Genomic DNA, 17,620 nt, shown 5'->3' with positions numbered 1-17,620 from the left:
GATCAGACCGTTTCCCAGCAGTCCTTCTCGCTGGCGCGGTAGATGGCATCGATCATCGCCTGGTTGCGCTTCGAGCTTTCGAGCGTCACCACTTCGGACGCGCCGCCGGTGGCCGCATCGGCGAAGGCTTCCGCTTCCAGCTTGTACTGGCGACTGTCGGGGAAGCGGAAGATCTGCGAGTGGCCGTGGCTACGGTTGGAAAGCTCGACTTCCTCGGCACCATAGCGGTCGGCATTGAACGGCGATTTCACCTCGATGAAACCCTCCGTGCCATGGAACACCATGACCTGACGGCTCGCCATCTGGGTCGAGATATAGAAGCTCATTTCGAAGTCGCCGAAATCGGCCTTGACGCTGGAATAGATGTCGGTGCCGAATTCGGGATCACGCTCGGTGACGGCCTGGATGCGTTGCGGTTCCTTGCCGGTGACGAAACGGGTGGTGATCGACGGGTAGACGCCGATATCCGGCAAGCCGCCGCCGCCGAGTGCCGGGATGTTGCGCATATTGCCGGCATCGCGGTTGAAATAGGTGAAGGCGCCCTGGACATGGCGCAGACGGCCGATGGCGCCTTCGGACAGCAGCTCGCGGACCTTCTTCCAGACGGGCGTATAGACGACCATGTAGGCTTCGCTGATCAGCACCTTGTTGCGGTCGCGGGCGGCGATCAGGCTGTCGATGTCGGCCGATTTCAGCGCAATCGGCTTTTCGCAGAGCACATGCTTGCCGGCGTCTGCCGCCTTGATCGACCACTCGACATGCTGCGAGGTCGGCAGGGGAATGTAGACGGCGTCGATCGTGTCCGACGCCAGCATCTCCTCGTAGGAACCGAATGCATGCGGCACGGAGAAGCGGTCTGCCATCTCGCGGGCGCGGCCGAGGTCGCGGCTGGCGATGGCGGTGACGACGCAATTCTCGGCATCCTGGATCGCCGGCACAACAAGTTCACGGCCGATCTTGGCCGTCGACAGAATTCCAAAACGCAACATCGATGTCTCCTCATCCGTGTTTTGGCCAAGCATAGGCAGCGGTGAAGTAGGGCGCAACGCCGATGCGGCAATTCACGGAAGTTTGGGTTTCTTCCCGGTGCGGAAACCCTACATAGAAAGGGCGGCTTAGCGCCGCGTCGTCCTTTCAGCGAACAGACACCTTCTAGGAGAGCGCCATGCAGATGCGGAAACTTGGTAAAACCGGCCTTACGATCGCTCCCATCGTGTTCGGCGGCAATGTCTTTGGATGGACGGCCGACGAAAGGACCTCCTTCGGTATTCTCGATGCCTTCTTCGACGCCGGCTTCAACACCATCGACACCGCCGACGTCTATTCGCGCTGGGTGCCTGGCAACAAAGGCGGAGATTCGGAAGAGATCATCGGCAAATGGCTGAAGCAGGGCCACGTGGCGCGCGACAAGGCAATCATCATCACCAAAGTCGGCTCGGAAATGGGCCCGGGCATGAAGGGGTTGAAGGAGAGCTATATCCTCAAGGCGGTCGAGGATTCGCTGAAGCGGCTGCAGACCGATTATATCGACCTCTACCTCTCGCACTGGCCCGATCCGGAGACGCCGCACGAAGAAAGCCTCGGCGCCTATGCGAAGCTCCGCCAGCAGGGCAAGATCCGCGCGGTCGGCTGCTCCAATCTCGATGCCACACAGTTGCAAGCCTCGCTCGATGCCGCCGACAAGGCGGGCGTCCAGCGCTACGACGTGCTGCAGCCGGAATATAATCTCTACGACCGCAGCAGCTTCGAAGGGCCGCTGGCCGATCTTTGCCTGCGCGAGGACATCGGCGTCATCACCTATTTCAGCCTGGCCTCCGGCTTTCTCTCCGGCAAGTACCGGACCAAGGCGGATACCGAGGGCAAGGCCCGTCAGGACCGGGTGGCGAAATACCTTGACGACAAGGGCCTCAGAATCCTTTCGGCGCTCGATACCGTCTCCAAGGAAACCGGAGCAACGGCGGCCGAAATCTCGCTGGCCTGGCTGCTGCAGAAGAAGGCCGTGACGGCGCCGATCGCGTCGGCGACAAGCCTTGCGCAGCTGGAAGCTTTGGTTAAGTCTGCGCAGCTGACATTGTCGCCGGAGGCGATGAGCCTGCTCGACAAGGCTGGAGCATAAGGGAACGAAGAGATGAGTGTGACGGTTCGCGAAGCCCTGCCCCAGGACGAAGCGCCCTTCAGAAGACTCTGGGCCGACTATCTCGCCTTTTACGGCGTCGGCATCGCGGATGATGTCACCGATCTCACCTGGCGCCGGGTGTTCGACCCGGCGTCGGCGATTTTCATGCGTGTGGCTGTTGTCGACGGGGACGTCGTCGGCTTCGCCCTCTGCCTCACCCATGAGGGCACCTGGACCTCAAGCCTCGATTGCTATCTGGAAGACCTGTTCGTCGATGCGGCTGTTCGCGGCAAGGGCGTCGGCCGGGCACTGCTCGACGACCTGGTCGTGCTCTCAAAGGGCAAGGGCTGGTCGCGGCTCTACTGGCACACGGACGAGACCAATGCCACGGCCCGCAAGCTCTACGACCGCTATGTCGAGAGCGACGGCCATATCCGTTATCGTATCACGCTTTGAACGACGGGAAGCCGGCATAAAGCCCGGCGTGACTGCCCGCCCAGTTCGCCATGCCTTCCCGTGTCAGGATGCCGCGTGGCGCGGCATAGCTGCTGATCAGCCGCTTCGGGCGCTCGTGCCAGGAGATGTTGACGGCCCAGAGTTTTGGGAAGAACTGCAGCGACGCATAGGGCAGATGGTCGTGGATCCACCAGGCCAGCTTTTGCCATTCGCCCGTCTCGTGATGGCGATCCCAGACCCAGGGGACGACAACGCAGGCCGTCGCGCCCATGCAGCCATCGGCATCCCGGCGATCCCAGACATGGCCCGTAGCATCATCTCGGGCGCAATTGAGGTCGTGAGCGTTTCCATAGTTGTTGAGCGCATGGGAGCGATAGCCGGAGCGCAGATGCAGCCTGCCGAACGTCGCCTGCAAGGGCTCCAGCAGCTCCGCGCATAGCCGGCTGCCAGCCGCAATGGCGAGATCTGGATCGTCCGGAATATTCGGAATACCGTAGAGGCTGCCGATTTCGGAATGCAGGAAGTCGCGCAGGAAGAAGTTCTCCGACAGCCGCACCCGGCCGAGGTCCTCCAATCCGCGCATAGATGTGGGTCTCTTCATACCCTCTCCTCCCCGCCAGACTACACGCATCGCTAGGACGGGCCACCCGAAAACTGCTGCTTCAACCGCCAACCTTGAAAAAATCGATGAAGGCGCGCAGGGCCGGCCGCAGCTGGCGGCGGCTGGGGTAGTAGAGGAAGGGGCCGGGATAGGGCTGGCACCAGTCTTCCAGCACCCGGACCAGCCGCCCGCCGGCCACCTCGTCCTCGACGCGGATATTGAAGAGGTAGGCCAACCCGGCGCCGCTGAGGGCTGCCAGCAGCGCCAGCCGGTCCTCGCCAACGATGAGCGGCCCGTCAACCGCGACGACGAGCGACTCGCCATCCTTGTCGAACTCCCAGCGATAGATCGAGCCGTTGGAAAAGCGGCGCTTGATGCAGCGATGTGCGGAGAGGTCGCGCGGATGGAGAGGGATCGGATGCTTTGCGAAATAGGCAGGCGAGGCAGCGATAACGGTGCGCATCTCCGGCGATATACGCACGGCGATCATATCGGCATCCAGGCTTTCCTCCATCCAGATACCGGCGTCATAGCCCTCAGCGACGATGTCGATGAAGCCATCCTCATTGGCGATCTCCAGCGTGATGTCGGGATAGGCATTGAGGAAATCGCCGATGCGGGGCCCGAGCAGAATGTCCGAGGCGAAGCGCGGCGCGGTGATGCGCAGGTTGCCGGCAGGCCGGTCGCGCGCGTCGATGACCGCCTCCAGCGCAATGCCGATCTCATCGAGCGCAGGCCGCAGCCGTTCCAGCAGGCGTTGCCCCTCCTCCGTCGGCGCGACGCTGCGGGTGGTGCGCGCCAGGAGGCGCACCCCGAGGCTGGCCTCCAGGCCCGATATGGCGTGGCTGACCGCAGAGGGCGCGATCGCCAGCTCCTTGGCCGCAGCCCGGAAGCTGCGATGCGCGGCGACGGCGGCAAGAACTGCCAATTGCGAAAGCTGGGTCCTGTTCATTGATCTAAATTATAGAACAGCGCATTGCAGTTTGCACCCATATTCAAATGCTGTTTTGCGCCCTATTTTCGAATGTGCATCGTGTCGCCTGCAGGGCTGACCGTTCCAAGGAGAGATTTCATGAAGACCCGCAAACTCGGTACCGAACTCACCGTCTCCGCCATTGGCCTCGGCTGCATGGGCATGAGCCATGCCTATGGCGGCCAAGAGGAAGAGGACGCGATCCGCACGCTGCACCGCGCCGTCGACATCGGCGTCACCTTCTTCGACACCGCAGAGGTCTACGGCCCCTTTGCCAACGAGATCCTGGTCGGCAAGGGTCTGAAGAGCGTCCGCGACAAGGTGACCATCGCCACCAAGTTCGGGTTCAAGATCGATCCGGCGAAGACGGATTCGCAGGCCATGTCCGGGCTCGACAGCCGGCCCGAGCATGTGCGCGAGGTGGCGGAGGCCTCGTTGAAGCGGCTCGGCGTCGAGGTGATCGATCTGTTCTACCAGCACCGTCCCGATCCGGAAGTGCCGATCGAGGACACCGCCGGTGCCGTAGCCGATCTCATCAAGGCCGGCAAGGTCCGAGCCTTCGGCCTCTCGGAAGCAACCGCCGAACACATCCGCCGCGCCCATGCGGTACAGCCGGTCTCGGCGCTGCAGAGCGAATATTCGCTCTGGACCCGCGATCCCGAGGGCGAGATCCTCGATACCTGCCGCGAGCTCAACATCGGCTTCGTGCCCTTCAGCCCGCTCGGACGCGGCTTCCTGACCGGCAAGATTCAGAACACCTCCGAGTTCGGCGAAGGCGATTTCCGCAAGAACCTGCCGCGTTTCGAAGCCGACAACATGGCCGCCAATCTGGCGCTGGTGAAGCTCGTCGAGGAGATGGCGGCCGAAAAGGGTGCAACGGCGGCGCAGCTGGCGCTCGCCTGGGTGCTGGCCAAGGGCGACTTCATCGTCCCCATCCCCGGCGCCCGCAAGATCACCCATCTGGAACAGAATGCCGCTGCTGCCGACGTCGTGCTCACGGCGGACGACGTGACGAGACTGGACGACATGCTGTCGCCCGACAAGATCGCCGGAGCGCGCTATGGCAAACCTGCGGCGTGGAACGCAAAGCGCTGACGGAACCTGGCCTCCTCTAGAACGTTAAGAGAACAAACAAGGAGGCTAGCAATGATAGACGAGCATAATCCAAAGACCGATCCGGACCCTTCTTCCAACACCGAGAAGGATCCGGACGACTGGGTCACCGGCGACGAGCCGATGACCGGCGCCCAGAAATCCTACCTGAAAACCCTGACGGAGCAGGCCCACGAACCTGATGCCTTCGCCGAGGATCTTTCGAAAGCGGAAGCCTCCAAGCGGATCGACGAAATCAAGGGTCGGATGCAGAAGTAGCATCGGGTCGACCTGCCAGCCGTTTGAGACGGGTTAGTTCAGTAAGGGCGGCGCCAGACGAAACAGGCGCCGCCCTTTCCGTTTACGGATACAGACACGCCTACATGTCTCGGAGCGATTCTCTGCGCCCAATGAGCCAACTCTCAGCGGATCGAGCGGGGCTTGTTGGCCGCCCGGACCGGTTCGTCGCTGTGCCGGCTGCGAATGCGCCGGACTGTCAGCCATACGCCGAGGATCACGAAGGGCACCGATGCGCCGGTCAAGGTGTCGGGCGAGATGTCGAGACCCGTGGCGTGGATTGCCTTGGCGAGATAACCGACGAGGCCGATGACGTAATAGGAAATCGCTGCCACCGACAGGCCTTCGACCGTTTGCTGCAGTCGCAGCTGCAGATGCGCCCGCTTGTCCATCGATGCCAGGATTTCGGTGTTGAACTTCTGGAGATCGACGTCGATCCAGCTGCGCAAGAGGCCGCTGGCGCGCGCCAGCTTGCTCGATAGGTTGGCCTGGCGGACTTCCACTGACTGGCATGTTCGCATCGCCGGCGCCAGGCGTCGTTGCAGGAAGGCGCCAAGCGTTTCGTTGCCGGGCAGCCCCTTCTCCGCCAGCATGGCGACGCGGTCGAGGACGATGTCGTAATAGGCGCGGCTGGCGCCGAAGCGGTAGAGGCTGAGTGCGGCGTTTGCCTCCAGTTCGGCGGCAAGGCGGGTGATTTCGGCCAGCATCGCATCCGCCTCGTCGCGGGCATGCTGCTTCATGCCCTGGGTGATGGCGGTGAAACTGTTCTCGATCTGGCGAATTTCCGGCGACAGGGTCTGGGCAAGCGGCAGCCCCATCATTGCCAGCGTCCGGTAGGTCTCGATATCGAGAATACGCTGGGTCAGCATGCCGCGCGCCGCATCGGTCATGCCGCGATCGAGGATCAGGAACTTGGTGAGGCCATCGCCGTCCTGACGGAAATCGGTGACAACAGTCGCCTTGCCGTCGGCCACGGTGCTCTGACAGAGACTGGTCGGGTCGAAATTCTCGATGACATCGACCGACATCTCGGTCGCAGGGCGAATTTCGATGCGGACGCCTGATATGAACGGGCCGGGCGCATTGAAACGGGAGCCGAAGGGATTGATGGGGATGTCGCCACCGAATTTCACCGGCGCAGGCGTGTCCCAGAAATAGGTCGAGAATTCCGTATGACGCTCCCAGCGCAGCGTTCCGCCACCCCAGGTCATCGTATGGTGGCTGGAATCGGCTGCAGGAGCCGGAATGCCCTGCCCGAGCGAGAGGTCGGTGAGGATGGCATGGTCGGCGGTGAAATTGGCTTCCGTCAGGAAGGCGATCTGGAAGACGACGCGCGGCAGGGCGAGCAGCGTGTAGGGCCTGGAGTGGATTTCGCCGATCGCCTTGGCGCGAATGTCGGCACTCGGGAATGAGAAACTTCGCTTCGACACATCACGGCCCTCGACTGCGCCCCGATGGCCAGTATCACTTCTTCGCTATGCGCAAATGAACCGCCGGACAAGGGCCGGCCGAGGAAGTTCCATCCTTGCGACGGTCACGCTCAAAGCGCAAGCCGGCGCCATCCGCAACCCAACGGTCGAAGCCACGACATAAACAGCCCTGCGTTGCGCATGGCCCAAAATCTGGTACCTTGTGGAGCGGTCACCCCAGGGAGGACGCGCCATGTCGGAAGAGCAGGCCATTCGTGCCGTTATCCACCTCTATGTCGATGGAATGGCCTTTGCCAACGCGGCGGCCTTGAAGAAGGCCTTTCATCCGCGCGCCACGATCGTCGGCAATTTCCAGGGTACGGTCGAATGGAGTTCGCTCGATCACTTCATCGCCGAGATCCTGGCCGAGGGTGCGGTGCCTCCGGGAACGCAGCCACTGATGGACATCCGGACGATCGACATCGAAGGCGATGCCGCAAGCGTCAAGATCATCGATGAATTTGCCGGCTACCGCTTTTCCGACTACCTGTCGCTGCTGAAGGTCGATGGCCGCTGGTCGATCGCCAGCAAGCTTTATTACGTGCACCGCTAGCGGATGGCCGATCCCCCGAAAAGGGACCGGCCTCCATTCCTTAGCCGCGCAGGACGCCGCCGGTCGTCTTGGTGACGTTGGCGACGATCTTCTGGGTCAGCGCGTCGAAATCCTCGTCGGTCAAGGTTCGGTCGGCCGGCTGGATCTGGACTTCGATGGCAACCGACTTCTTGCCTTCGCCGAGCGATGCACCCTCGAACACGTCGAAAACGTTGACGCCGGAGACCAGCTTGCGGTCGGCACTGGTGGCCGCCCGGATGATGGCGCCCGCTTCGACCGTCTTGTCGACGACGAAGGCGAAGTCGCGCTTGACCGCCTGGAAGGGCGAGAGTTCGAGCGCGGGCTTGGTGCGCGTCGCTTTGCGCTTCGGCTCGGGCATTACATCGAGGAAAACCTCGAAGCCGCAGAGCGCGCCTGACACGTCGAGCGCTTCGAGCGTCTTCGGATGGAATTCGCCGAAATAGCCGAGCACGACCTTCGGGCCCATCTTGATGGTGCCGGAGCGGCCGGGATGGTACCAGCCAGGACCGCCCTGCTCGATCTGGATATTGCCCATCGGCAGGCCGCAGGCCTCGATGACGGCAAGGGCATCGGCCTTGGCGTCGAAGACGTCGACCGGCTTGCCGCCGCCCTTGGCGGCGTTCGACCACAGGCGACCAGCACCGGCCATCGTCGCCGTGCCGCGACGGATGCCGCCGGCGACGCGCCGCTGGCCTTCCGGGCGGTCGTTCTCGTAGGTGCCGGAAACTTCGAACAGCGCCACATCGCCATAGCCCTTGTCGGCATTGCGCTGGGCAGCGCTCAGCAGGCCCGGCAGCAGCGACGGGCGCATGTCGGACATATCGGCTGCAATCGGGTTGGCAAGGCGCAGGGCATCCGATCCGCCGCCGAACAGCTTTGCCTGGTCTGACGAGATGAAGGACCACATGACCCCTTCCAGCATGCCGCGCGAGGCCAGCGCCCGCTTGGCCGTGCGGGTGCGGATCTGCAGCGTCGTCAGGATACGGCCGTTGACGGCGGCATGGCTTTCGAGCGGCGCCGGCTTGATCTTGTCGACGCCATGGATGCGCATGACTTCCTCGACGAGATCGGCCTTGCCGTCGACGTCAGGACGCCAGGATGGGACGGCGACCGAGACGCGCTCGCCCGAACCGGTGACCTTGAAGCCGAGGCGGGTAAGGATATCGGTGCTCTCGGCGTCGGAGACTTCTAGGCCGGTGAGCCGCTTGACTTCCGCGAAGGGAAAATCGACGATCCTCGGTTCATAGGGCGTGTAGCCGACGACATTGGCCTTTGCCGCGGTGCCGCCGCAGATCTCCAGGACCAGATCCGTCGTGCGCTCGAGGCCGGGCATCATGTAGTCCGGATCGACGCCGCGCTCGAAGCGATAGCGGGCATCGGTGATGATACCGAGGCCGCGGCCGGACTTGGCGATGTTCATCGCATCCCACAGCGCCGATTCGATCAGCACGTCGGTGGTGTTTTCATCGCAGCCGGAATGCTCGCCGCCCATGATGCCGCCGATCGACTCGATGCCGTTGTCGTCTGCGATGACAACATTGTTCGGCGACAGCTTGTATTCGCGGGTGTCGAGCGCCAGCACGGTCTCGCCGTCGCGGGCACGCCGGACGATGAGGTCGCCCTTGACCTTGGCAGCATCGAAGACGTGCATCGGCCGACCCTGGTCGAAGGTCATGTAGTTGGTGATGTCCACCAACGCGCTGATCGGTCTGAGGCCGATCGCCAGCAGCCGTTGTTGCATCCAGGCCGGGCTCGGGCCGTTCTTCACGCCGCGCACCAGGCGGAGCGCGAAGCCGGGGCAGAGCTTCGGATCGTCGAGATCGAGTGTCACCTTGACCGGCGTTTCGCCCTCAACTGAAAACGCAGGGGCCGGGCGCGTCTTCAGCGTGCCGAGGCCTGAGGCGGCGAGATCGCGGGCGATGCCGTAGATCGAGGTGCAATCCGGACGGTTCGGCGTCAGGTTGACGTCGATCATGGCATCGTCGAGGCCGGCATAGGCAGCATAGCTCGCGCCGACAGGCGCATCGGCCGGCAGATCGATGATGCCGTCATGGCTGTCGGAAATCTGCAACTCCTTCTCGGAGCACATCATGCCATGGCTTTCGACGCCACGGATATTGCCGACGGCAAGCGTCACGTCGATGCCGGGCATATAGGTGCCGGGGGACGCGAAGGCACCGATCAGGCCGGCGCGGGCGTTCGGCGCGCCGCAGACCACCTGCACCGGCTTGTCGGCGCCGATGTCGACCATCAGCACCTTCAGCCGATCCGCCTGCGGATGCTTCTCGGCCGACAGGATTTTCGCAATCACGAAAGGCCTGAACGCCGCCTTGTCGTCGACCGCATCGACCTCGAGGCCGATCTCGGTCAGCCGGGTGCAGATTTCATCGAGACCAGCCTCGGTGTCGAGGTGGTCCTTCAGCCAGGAGAGTGTGAATTTCATTGGTTTACCCTTGTAAAATCGAGCGGGTTTTCCGGCAGACCCCGAGCCACATCAAATAGTTTCGAAAGAAGTGACGCATAGCCGCGTGCGTCATCGATTGCCTTGTGGGTGTGCGGATGATGACCAAGCCAGTCATCGGGAAATTTGTCTGCACCCAACTGAGGCTGGGTTTTGCCAAAGACACCCAGAACATAAGTCCCCATATCCAGTGGCCCCGCGTTGAAAACGCATTGGCCCCAATAGGGGACATCCAGCAGAAAGCGGTCGGCGAATGTCCTCAAATAGTGGTCGATCCAGAGACCATCGAACATAAGCGGGCGCGCGGCGAATGCGCGCTGTCCGGCAAAGGCTTCGACCCACTCTACAAACCGCACCATAACAGCCGCTGGATCTTCTGGATCAGCGGTGGCCGCCTCCCATGCCTCGGCTTGCGTCCCCCACCAGGCCATGGTCCGCTCATCCGTTCCACGATCCGCGCGGGGCATCAGAACCGCCTCGAACTCACCGCACGCGACCCCATCGGAACGCAAGGCAACCGTCGCGAAACTCAACATCGAGTGACGCAAAGGATCCGGACCGTTCGTCTCGATATCCGTGACGAAGTAATAGATGGGTCGTTGTTCCGTCACTCAGGCCACCTTCTGCGGAGCCTTCGCCCCCGGTGCCTTGATGCCACGGAACATGCTCTGGACGGAAATGCCCTCCTCCACTTCCGGCCACCAGACGCCCTCATACATCAACTCGATATCGTTGAGCGCGGATTGATCGAGATCGCGAAGAAACGGATACCACCAGAGCGGAGCCGAAATGGTCCGACCGTCTGCCAGCGTCACATGGACCTCCTCCGCAGAGCACCAGGCTTTGACGGGACGCATATCCTCGGTTTCAAACTCCAAAGAAGTCATTCCACGCCTCGATCCACTGATCCCTGTGTTCCGCAATCACCGCAAGAAGGCGGTCAACATCCCGTTCATTGTAACCAACATTCCGCGCAACCGCCACGCTTTCCAGCCAGACCTTCAACGAGTTCCCGTCCTTCACGACGTGGATATGGGGAGGTTCGCCCATATCCAGCGCATAGAACCGGAATTTGTATCCATGCCAGACCAGCAGGGTTGGCATTTAAACGCTCAAACCGCCAAACAGCGTCGGCATATCAAGCGGGCGGAAGCCGTAGTGCGAGATCCAGCGGACGTCGGCATTGAAGAAGTCGCGCAGGTCGGGCATTCCGTATTTCAGCATGGCGATGCGGTCGAGGCCCATGCCCCAGGCGAAGCCCTGGTATTCGTCGGGATCGAGGCCGCCATGGCGCAAGACGTTGGGATGCACCATGCCGCAGCCGAGGATTTCCATCCAGTCGGTGCCTTCGCCGAACTTGACGATCGGGCCCGAGCGGTCGCACTGGATGTCGACTTCGAAGGACGGCTCGGTGAAGGGGAAGAAGGACGGGCGGAAGCGCATGGTGACGCTGTCCACCTCGAAGAAGGCCTTGCAGAACTCTTCCAGCACCCAGCGCATGTTGCCGACGTTTGCCTTTTTGTCGACCACCAGGCCTTCGACCTGATGGAACATCGGCGAATGGGTGGCATCCGAGTCCTGGCGATAGGTCTTGCCGGGAATGATGATGCGGATCGGCGGCTTTTGGGCTTCCATGGTGCGGATCTGCACCGGCGAGGTGTGGGTGCGCAGCACCTTGCGCTCGCCGTTCTCGTCCGGCTGGAAGAAGAAGGTGTCGTGCATCTCGCGGGCCGGATGGCCTTCCGGGAAATTCAGCGCGGTGAAATTGTAGTGGTCGGTCTCGACATCGGGCCCTTCGGCGATCGAGAAGCCCATGTCGCCGAAGATCGCGGTGATCTCGTCGACGATCTGGCTGATCGGGTGGATGCGACCGCGCTCGGCCGGCGACGAGCGGACCGGCAGGCTGACGTCGACGGTCTCAGCCTTGAGCTTTTCCGTGATCGCAGCGTCCTTCAGCTCGGCCTTGCGGCTGGCGATGGCTTCCGTCACGACGGTCTTCAGCGCGTTGATCGCGGCACCGCGGGTCTGGCGCTCCTCTGGTGACATCGAGCCCAGCGTCTTCAAGAGTTCCGACACCGAGCCCTTCTTGCCGAGCGCGGCCAGACGGACGGCTTCTATCGCCGGTTCGTCAGCAGCAGAATGGACGTCGGAGAGCAGCTGCTGTTGCAATGTGTCGAGTTCGGTCATTGGGTCCTGCCTTGCGGGCGTTCGTCGTGGGTGGTGCTCGGCCGGTACTCGGCCAGCAACTTCGTCAGATAGTCTGTAGCAATATAAAGCGCCGCAGATCACTACCCATGCAGGCGCGGCCAATCAACCGGGCAGCCGACAAAAATAGACCGAGGAAGGTCATCATGAGATGCATTCGTCAATTGCTTCCTCCGGTGCGCGCATCGGCCAGGCACTCTAGGCGGTTGGCTTGTCGGCCGCGAGGCACCGCCGGAACATTGGGGTGACGAAAACGCAAAACCCGCGCCAGCTTGCCGGCGCGGGTTTCAACCTAGAACACGAAGGTTCGTCGCGCCGTTACTTAACGACGGCTTCGAATTCGTTCTTAGTGCCGGCATCCTTCAGATAGTCCAGCGCCTTCTTCGAGGCAGCAACCAGCGCGCCGAAGGCTTCGGTTTCATGGATAGCCATGTCCGACAGAACCTTACGGTCGACTTCGATGCCAGCCTTGGTCAGGCCGTCGATGAAGCGGCCATAGGTCAGGCCGTGTTCGCGGACGGCAGCGTTGATGCGCTGGATCCAGAGGGCGCGGAAATTGCGCTTGTTGACCTTGCGGTCGCGGTAAGCGTACTGCTTGGAACGATCCACAGCTGCCTTGGCGGCGCGGATGGTGTTCTTGCGGCGGCCGTAGAAACCCTTGGCCTGCTTCAGAACCTTCTTATGCTTGGCGTGCGAGGTGACGCCTCTTTTGACACGTGCCATGTCATGATCTCCTTAATATATAGCGGGCGAAGGGTCTTAGAGACCGTTCGGCAAGTAATTCTTGATGACCTTGATACCGTCTGGCTTGGCCAGAACCATGGTACCGCGTGCATCGCGAATGAACTTGTTGCTGCGCTTGATCATGCCGTGACGCTTGCCAGCAGCGGCGGCCTTGACCTTGCCGGTCGCGGTGATCTTGAACCGCTTCTTGGCAGAGGACTTCGTCTTCATCTTGGGCATTTTGCTACTCCTTCTGCGTCTCCGTTTGCGCTCTTCTTGCAAAGGCGCCTTCGGCAGGTCCGGCGGACCGGGCTTGCACAAAGTCGGATGACTTGGTTGTTGAACTGCGGGTCCGGTGATGAACCGCTCCGCAAGCATTCTGAACTGCCACGGCATGCCCTGCCGGTCAGTTCGGACGGGGTCCTATAACCGCAGTCCCGCCAAAGTGCAACGGGGCTGTGACGAAATCTTACTGACCGGATGCCGGCCGAAAGAAAAAGCCGCCCGGACGGACGGCTTCGACTTCCAGAAAGCTGGTCCGCACCTTACTTCGGCGCGAGCACCATCATCATCTGGCGACCTTCGAGCTTCGGTTCGGCTTCGACCTTGGCAAACTCCACCGTATCGACCTTGACCTGCTGGAGAAGCTTCATGCCGAGTTCCTGGTGGGCCATTTCGCGGCCACGGAACTTCAGGGTCACCTTGACCTTGTCGCCTTCGTCGAAGAAGCGGCTCATGGCCTTCATCTTCACCTCATAGTCGTGGGTGTCGATGTTCGGACGCATCTTGATTTCTTTGATTTCGACGATCTTCTGCTTCTTGCGCGCTTCAGCCGCCTTCTTCTGGTTGGCGTATTTCAGCTTGCCGAGATCGAGGATCTTGCAGACAGGAGGCTCGGCATTGGGGGAAATTTCGACCAGGTCGAGACCAGAGTCTTCCGCCATCTTCAATGCTTCGTCCGTCGGAACTATTCCCAAATTCGCGCCGTCCGCTCCGATGAGCTGGACTTTCGGGATGCGAATTTCCCGGTTGGAACGCGGTCCGTCCTTGACAGGCGCGTCGGTTTTAAAAGGTCTGCGAATGGTCGTATTCTCCACGAATTGTTTCGGATATTTGCAGCCCCAAGCTCCCGTCGGCGCAGTTGGCGGCAATGTGCTTAAAGCTGCATCGATGTCAATAGCACAGTGTATGGCAAAAATCACCTTCTGTCAGCCAGGAAGCGAATCTGTTTTAAAGGCCGGCAACGAGGAGCACAGCGCATGTCAGAACCGTCAGAGTCCAGCCCCCCCGAGACCATCACCGTCGGCAGCGGCGAGAATGCGCGCGAGATCGCAATGCGGCTGCGCAAGCCGAAGAAGTCTGCCTCGCAGGCGACCATCCTCTGGCTTTCCGGCTATCGCTCCGACATGGGCGGCTCGAAGGCTGTCGACGTCGATGCGCTGGCCGAGCGGCTCGGGCTTGGCAGCATCCGCTTCGACTATTCCGGCCACGGCAGCTCGGGCGGCGATTTCGCCGAGGGCACGATCTCTCGTTGGCTGGAGGAGGCGCTGGCGGTGCTTGCGCACGCCAAGCCCAAGCGCATCGTGGTCGTCGGCTCCTCGATGGGCGGCTGGATCGCGCTGCGCCTGGTCCAGGCATTGCGTGCCGGCAAGACCTCGCCCTCCATCATGGGCCTGGTGCTGATCGCCCCAGCCCCGGATTTCACGATTGACCTGATCGAGCCCAACCTTACTGCCGTCGAACGCGACGCACTGGCGGAACAAGGTTATTTCGAGGAACCCTCCGCCTACAGCCCTGTACCCAATATGTATACGCGCAAGCTGATCGAGGACGGCCGGGCCAACCAGGTGCTGTCCGGCATCATCGAGACCGGCTGTCCCGTTCATATCCTGCAGGGAATGCAGGACAAGGACGTGCCGCATGGTCATGCGATGAAACTGGTCGAACATCTGCCGGCCGACGACGTCGTGTTGACGTTGATCCGCGATGGCGATCACCGCCTTTCCAGGCCGCAGGATCTCGAGCGTATGCGGGAGGCCATCACGGCCTTTGCCGTGCCGCTCTAAAGGTCAGTCGCGCATCCCTGCTTAAGATCGATACGGGCAAACCGAATTCCCGCGCAAACCCTAAAATTCATGTTGCATTTTAACCATGTTCACCGGTTCACCGCGTTAACGTTTAAGTAACGATTGACCATCCGGCCTGGCGTCCGTTAACAATTTGTTAAGAATTAGGGACGGTACGAGGATTGGTCGCGTGGATTTCAGGGGCATCTTTCTAGCCTTCGTGGCGATGTGCGCGATGTCGACGGCAGCGATGCCGGCCTCCCAAAGCGGTCCGTCGATGGTTGTCGGCGGCACCACTTCACAACCGATCGGCCATTATGATTTCTGCCAGCGCTATCGCAGCGAATGCGGGTCGAATGTGGATTTGATGCCGGTCAAGATGACGGATGCCAACTGGGCGACGGTCAACCAGGTCAACCTTCAGGTCAACACCACCATCATCCCGGCCACCGACATGGAAGTCTATGGCAAGGAAGAGTATTGGGCCTACCCTACCACCGCCGGCGACTGCGAAGATTTCGCGCTGCTCAAGCGCCGCATCCTGATCCAGCGCGGCTTTTCGCCGTCCAACCTGCTGATGACCGTCGTACGCAAGCCGGACGGCGAAGGCCACGCGATTCTGACGTTGCGCACGGCGCAAGGCGACTATGAACTCGACAACCTCACCGACGAGGTGAAGGTTTGGTACCAGACGCCCTATTCCTTCATCAAGCGTCAGGCCAGCTACAATGCCGGCCGCTGGGTAACCATCGAGAACGGCCGCGACGTGCTCGTCGGCGCCCTCAAATAAGCAGAACTTATTGGTGTTTCGCAATAAAACGCAGGAACGACAGGACAACCCCGTCCCTTATTTTGCCGAAGCATGGCTATACATGCCAGCTGAGCTTGCTATACGGCAAGCAAAACACGCCAATTGAATTGGCTGTTTGGAACTTCCGACAATCATTTGCATTAGAGCAAAAAGAAACAAATAAAAGTACGGCTGCAATGGGAAAACATGTTTTTCATGCTAGCAGGCGTTGGGGTCAGGAGAGAAGCATGAGATTAAGATCATTAATGCTCGCGGTCATGGGTCTTGGAACCCTGACTTTGGCCGGCTGTGTCGAAGATGGCGGATACAGCGGCGCATACGTGACGACGTACGATGCTCCCTATTACAACGGCGGCTACTACAACAGCGGATACTACGGCGGTTACCGTCGCGATTATTATCGGCGCGACAGGCATGATGGCTATCGCAGGGATGGCGGCTTCAACAGACGCGACTATGCCGACCGTCGCCACGACAACGACCGCCCACGCGGCCCCGGCCGGGACAATGGACCGCGGAGAGACAATGACGGTCGTCCAGGTAACAACCAGATCATCCTGCCAAACCCGGATTCACCGCGCGGCCCGATGTTCAGCCGCGGCGGCAATTGAACAGTCCTAGGCTGACATAACCTCTTCAGGGCCTCAGTCAGCCTCAAGGTTATCGAAAAAGGCACCGGAGCCAGTTGGTCCCGGTGCCTTTCTTGTTTCTACGCAAAGGGTGCGCCGGCCGCCCTCACCCATTGCCGATCAAGATGCCGGCAGCCAGCACCAGACCGCCGCCAATGACCACCTGGAAGGCAGCGCGCAAAAACGGTGTCTCCATGAAGCGGTTCTGGATGAACGCGATTGCCCAAAGCTCAAAGAAGACGACGATGGCAGCGGTGATGGTCGCCGTCCAGAAGTCGGGGATGAGGTAGGGCAAGGCGTGGCCGAGGCCGCCGAGTGCCGTCATGATCCCGCAGGCGAGGCCGCGCTTGATCGGCGAGCCGCGACCGGAAATCTTTCCATCGTCGTGGGCGGCCTCCGTAAAGCCCATCGAGATGCCGGCGCCGACCGAGGCGGACAGGCCAACCAGAAATGTCTGCCAGGTATCCTGGGTCGCGAAAGCGGCGGCGAAGATCGGCGCCAGCGTCGACACCGAGCCATCCATGAGGCCGGCAAGCCCCGGCTGCACATAAGTCAGCACCATCTGGCGGCGCGCATCCGCATTTTCGTTCTTCTTGACGTCCTCGGGCGTATGCTTTTCGCTCAGCATGGCGGCGACGTCTTCGTGGCCCTGCTCGGCCATGGCGAGGTCGTCGAGCAGCTGGCGCGTGCCTGCATCGGAGGTCTGCTTGGCGGCCCGCAGGTAGAAGCGATAGGCCTGGCCTTCCATCGCCTCGGCTTCCTGACGGATGGCTTCGAGCGACAGATTGTTGCGCAACCAGTCGGGCTTGCGCTCGTAAAATCCCTGGACGTGCTCCCGCCGAATGAGCGGTATGCGCTCGCCGAAGCGCTTTCGATGCATCTCGATCAGCATCGAGCGATGGGTGCTCTCGACCTCGGCCATATCCTCGAAAACCTTGGCCGAACTCGGAAATTTCGGCCTCAGCATATCTGCGTAAGCGAGGTAGATGCGCGCATCGTCCTCTTCGGCCGCGATTGCGACGGCCAAGACCTCCTGCTCCGTCAGGGTTTCGAAGGGGCGCTTGGACGATCGGAAGAGGCGGGGCAGCATGACGTTCTCCACTTTAGAATTAATCTAAAACTAGAGCCCCTGATGACGCGGGTCAAG

The 17,620-nt window shown here is 61.3% G+C and carries 21 protein-coding genes; 8 read left to right on the top strand and 13 right to left on the bottom strand.

The window, feature by feature from the left end; translation table 11 throughout:
* Window positions 1-2: 2 nt before the first annotated feature.
* Window positions 3-989: a Gfo/Idh/MocA family protein gene (locus tag VH564_RS12910; RefSeq protein ID WP_423340240.1), complete on the bottom strand. Its 987-nt coding sequence runs from the start codon at window positions 987-989 to the stop codon at window positions 3-5.
* A 176-nt stretch (window positions 990-1,165) separates the two neighbouring features.
* Here VH564_RS12910 and VH564_RS12905 point away from each other — a divergent pair, with 176 nt between their 5' ends.
* Both VH564_RS12905 and VH564_RS12900 read left to right on the top strand, forming a co-directional pair.
* The gene (locus VH564_RS12905) at window positions 1,166-2,116 is read left to right on the top strand and encodes an aldo/keto reductase (RefSeq protein WP_423340239.1); all 951 of its coding nucleotides are present in this window, start codon (window positions 1,166-1,168) and stop codon (window positions 2,114-2,116) included.
* Between the two features lie 12 nt (window positions 2,117-2,128).
* Window positions 2,129-2,572, top strand: coding sequence for a GNAT family N-acetyltransferase (locus VH564_RS12900; RefSeq protein ID WP_423340238.1), 444 nt, complete (start codon window positions 2,129-2,131; stop codon window positions 2,570-2,572).
* On the opposite strand, the gene VH564_RS12895 is transcribed toward VH564_RS12900, so the two are convergent.
* Both VH564_RS12895 and VH564_RS12890 read right to left on the bottom strand, forming a co-directional pair.
* Window positions 2,562-3,173 carry a hypothetical protein gene (locus VH564_RS12895; RefSeq protein ID WP_423340237.1) on the bottom strand — a complete coding sequence of 204 codons (612 nt, stop codon included), beginning with the start codon at window positions 3,171-3,173 and terminating at the stop codon, window positions 2,562-2,564. The two genes, VH564_RS12900 and VH564_RS12895, sit on opposite strands and share 11 nt — an antisense overlap.
* Window positions 3,174-3,234: 61 nt before the next feature.
* A complete protein-coding gene (locus VH564_RS12890; RefSeq protein WP_423340236.1) occupies window positions 3,235-4,125 on the bottom strand; it encodes a LysR substrate-binding domain-containing protein in 891 nt (296 codons plus the stop codon).
* A 120-nt stretch (window positions 4,126-4,245) separates the two neighbouring features.
* On the opposite strand from VH564_RS12890, the gene VH564_RS12885 reads away from it, so the two are divergent.
* A complete protein-coding gene (locus VH564_RS12885) occupies window positions 4,246-5,241 on the top strand; it encodes an aldo/keto reductase (protein ID WP_423340235.1) in 996 nt (331 codons plus the stop codon).
* Window positions 5,242-5,292: 51 nt separating this feature from the next.
* Window positions 5,293-5,517 (top strand): DUF3072 domain-containing protein, encoded by a 225-nt coding sequence (locus tag VH564_RS12880; RefSeq protein WP_423340234.1) that lies wholly within the window; start codon window positions 5,293-5,295, stop codon window positions 5,515-5,517.
* Window positions 5,518-5,660: 143 nt separating this feature from the next.
* Here VH564_RS12880 and VH564_RS12875 read toward each other — a convergent pair whose 3' ends face one another.
* Entirely contained in the window at window positions 5,661-6,965 is a 1,305-nt protein-coding gene (locus VH564_RS12875) for a DUF3422 family protein (protein WP_423340233.1), read from the bottom strand.
* 232 nt (window positions 6,966-7,197) lie between these two features.
* Here VH564_RS12875 and VH564_RS12870 point away from each other — a divergent pair, with 232 nt between their 5' ends.
* Complete coding sequence (locus VH564_RS12870) at window positions 7,198-7,557, top strand: nuclear transport factor 2 family protein (protein ID WP_423340232.1); 360 nt, start codon at window positions 7,198-7,200, stop codon at window positions 7,555-7,557.
* Between the two features lie 40 nt (window positions 7,558-7,597).
* Here VH564_RS12870 and pheT read toward each other — a convergent pair whose 3' ends face one another.
* The 8 genes from pheT to infC all read right to left on the bottom strand — a co-directional run bounded on the left by pheT (window position 7,598) and on the right by infC (window position 14,049).
* Entirely contained in the window at window positions 7,598-10,021 is a 2,424-nt protein-coding gene (pheT, locus tag VH564_RS12865) for a phenylalanine--tRNA ligase subunit beta (protein ID WP_423340231.1), read from the bottom strand.
* Entirely contained in the window at window positions 10,018-10,650 is a 633-nt protein-coding gene (locus tag VH564_RS12860; protein WP_423340230.1) for a DNA polymerase III subunit epsilon, read from the bottom strand. The genes pheT and VH564_RS12860 overlap by 4 nt, the downstream gene beginning before the upstream one ends.
* Window positions 10,651-10,896, bottom strand: a complete 246-nt coding sequence (locus VH564_RS12855) for a DUF2442 domain-containing protein (protein WP_423340527.1) — start codon at window positions 10,894-10,896, stop codon at window positions 10,651-10,653.
* 10 nt (window positions 10,897-10,906) lie between these two features.
* Entirely contained in the window at window positions 10,907-11,143 is a 237-nt protein-coding gene (locus VH564_RS12850) for a DUF4160 domain-containing protein (protein ID WP_423340229.1), read from the bottom strand.
* Entirely contained in the window at window positions 11,144-12,226 is a 1,083-nt protein-coding gene (gene pheS, locus VH564_RS12845) for a phenylalanine--tRNA ligase subunit alpha (RefSeq protein ID WP_423340228.1), read from the bottom strand.
* Between the two features lie 336 nt (window positions 12,227-12,562).
* On the bottom strand, window positions 12,563-12,967 hold the full coding sequence (gene rplT / locus VH564_RS12840; RefSeq protein ID WP_423340227.1) for a 50S ribosomal protein L20: 405 nt from the start codon (window positions 12,965-12,967) through the stop codon (window positions 12,563-12,565).
* Window positions 12,968-13,003: 36 nt separating this feature from the next.
* Complete coding sequence (gene rpmI, locus VH564_RS12835) at window positions 13,004-13,207, bottom strand: 50S ribosomal protein L35 (protein ID WP_423340226.1); 204 nt, start codon at window positions 13,205-13,207, stop codon at window positions 13,004-13,006.
* A gap of 305 nt (window positions 13,208-13,512) precedes the next feature.
* Window positions 13,513-14,049: a translation initiation factor IF-3 gene (gene infC / locus VH564_RS12830; RefSeq protein ID WP_423340526.1), complete on the bottom strand. Its 537-nt coding sequence runs from the start codon at window positions 14,047-14,049 to the stop codon at window positions 13,513-13,515.
* 177 nt (window positions 14,050-14,226) lie between these two features.
* On the opposite strand from infC, the gene VH564_RS12825 reads away from it, so the two are divergent.
* From VH564_RS12825 to VH564_RS12815, 3 genes are all read left to right on the top strand, one after another.
* Window positions 14,227-15,033, top strand: a complete 807-nt coding sequence (locus tag VH564_RS12825) for an alpha/beta hydrolase (RefSeq protein WP_423340225.1) — start codon at window positions 14,227-14,229, stop codon at window positions 15,031-15,033.
* Between the two features lie 190 nt (window positions 15,034-15,223).
* Complete coding sequence (locus tag VH564_RS12820; RefSeq protein WP_423340224.1) at window positions 15,224-15,823, top strand: transglutaminase-like cysteine peptidase; 600 nt, start codon at window positions 15,224-15,226, stop codon at window positions 15,821-15,823.
* A 248-nt stretch (window positions 15,824-16,071) separates the two neighbouring features.
* On the top strand, window positions 16,072-16,455 hold the full coding sequence (locus tag VH564_RS12815; protein WP_423340223.1) for a hypothetical protein: 384 nt from the start codon (window positions 16,072-16,074) through the stop codon (window positions 16,453-16,455).
* 124 nt (window positions 16,456-16,579) lie between these two features.
* On the opposite strand, the gene mbfA is transcribed toward VH564_RS12815, so the two are convergent.
* Entirely contained in the window at window positions 16,580-17,563 is a 984-nt protein-coding gene (gene mbfA, locus VH564_RS12810; protein WP_423340222.1) for an iron exporter MbfA, read from the bottom strand.
* Between the last annotated feature and the right edge of the window lie 57 nt (window positions 17,564-17,620).

Source organism: Rhizobium sp. HT1-10 (assembly GCF_049472505.1).
Lineage (GTDB): Bacteria > Pseudomonadota > Alphaproteobacteria > Rhizobiales > Rhizobiaceae > Rhizobium.
This window is presented reverse-complemented; position numbering and strand designations above follow the sequence as displayed.

Bases quoted from the DNA above. Each gene is read 5' to 3' on its own strand.
- VH564_RS12910 (WP_423340240.1), bottom strand. From the start codon at position 989: ATGTTGCGTTTTGGAATTCTGTCGACGGCCAAGATCGGCCGTGAACTT.
- VH564_RS12905 (WP_423340239.1), top strand. From the start codon at position 1,166: ATGCAGATGCGGAAACTTGGTAAAACCGGCCTTACGATCGCTCCCATC.
- VH564_RS12900 (WP_423340238.1), top strand. From the start codon at position 2,129: ATGAGTGTGACGGTTCGCGAAGCCCTGCCCCAGGACGAAGCGCCCTTC.
- VH564_RS12895 (WP_423340237.1), bottom strand. From the start codon at position 3,173: ATGAAGAGACCCACATCTATGCGCGGATTGGAGGACCTCGGCCGGGTG.
- VH564_RS12890 (WP_423340236.1), bottom strand. From the start codon at position 4,125: ATGAACAGGACCCAGCTTTCGCAATTGGCAGTTCTTGCCGCCGTCGCC.
- VH564_RS12885 (WP_423340235.1), top strand. From the start codon at position 4,246: ATGAAGACCCGCAAACTCGGTACCGAACTCACCGTCTCCGCCATTGGC.
- VH564_RS12880 (WP_423340234.1), top strand. From the start codon at position 5,293: ATGATAGACGAGCATAATCCAAAGACCGATCCGGACCCTTCTTCCAAC.
- VH564_RS12870 (WP_423340232.1), top strand. From the start codon at position 7,198: ATGTCGGAAGAGCAGGCCATTCGTGCCGTTATCCACCTCTATGTCGAT.
- pheT (WP_423340231.1), bottom strand. From the start codon at position 10,021: ATGAAATTCACACTCTCCTGGCTGAAGGACCACCTCGACACCGAGGCT.
- VH564_RS12855 (WP_423340527.1), bottom strand. From the start codon at position 10,896: ATGCGTCCCGTCAAAGCCTGGTGCTCTGCGGAGGAGGTCCATGTGACG.
- VH564_RS12850 (WP_423340229.1), bottom strand. From the start codon at position 11,143: ATGCCAACCCTGCTGGTCTGGCATGGATACAAATTCCGGTTCTATGCG.
- pheS (WP_423340228.1), bottom strand. From the start codon at position 12,226: ATGACCGAACTCGACACATTGCAACAGCAGCTGCTCTCCGACGTCCAT.
- rplT (WP_423340227.1), bottom strand. From the start codon at position 12,967: ATGGCACGTGTCAAAAGAGGCGTCACCTCGCACGCCAAGCATAAGAAG.
- rpmI (WP_423340226.1), bottom strand. From the start codon at position 13,207: ATGCCCAAGATGAAGACGAAGTCCTCTGCCAAGAAGCGGTTCAAGATC.
- VH564_RS12825 (WP_423340225.1), top strand. From the start codon at position 14,227: ATGTCAGAACCGTCAGAGTCCAGCCCCCCCGAGACCATCACCGTCGGC.
- VH564_RS12815 (WP_423340223.1), top strand. From the start codon at position 16,072: ATGAGATTAAGATCATTAATGCTCGCGGTCATGGGTCTTGGAACCCTG.
- mbfA (WP_423340222.1), bottom strand. From the start codon at position 17,563: ATGCTGCCCCGCCTCTTCCGATCGTCCAAGCGCCCCTTCGAAACCCTG.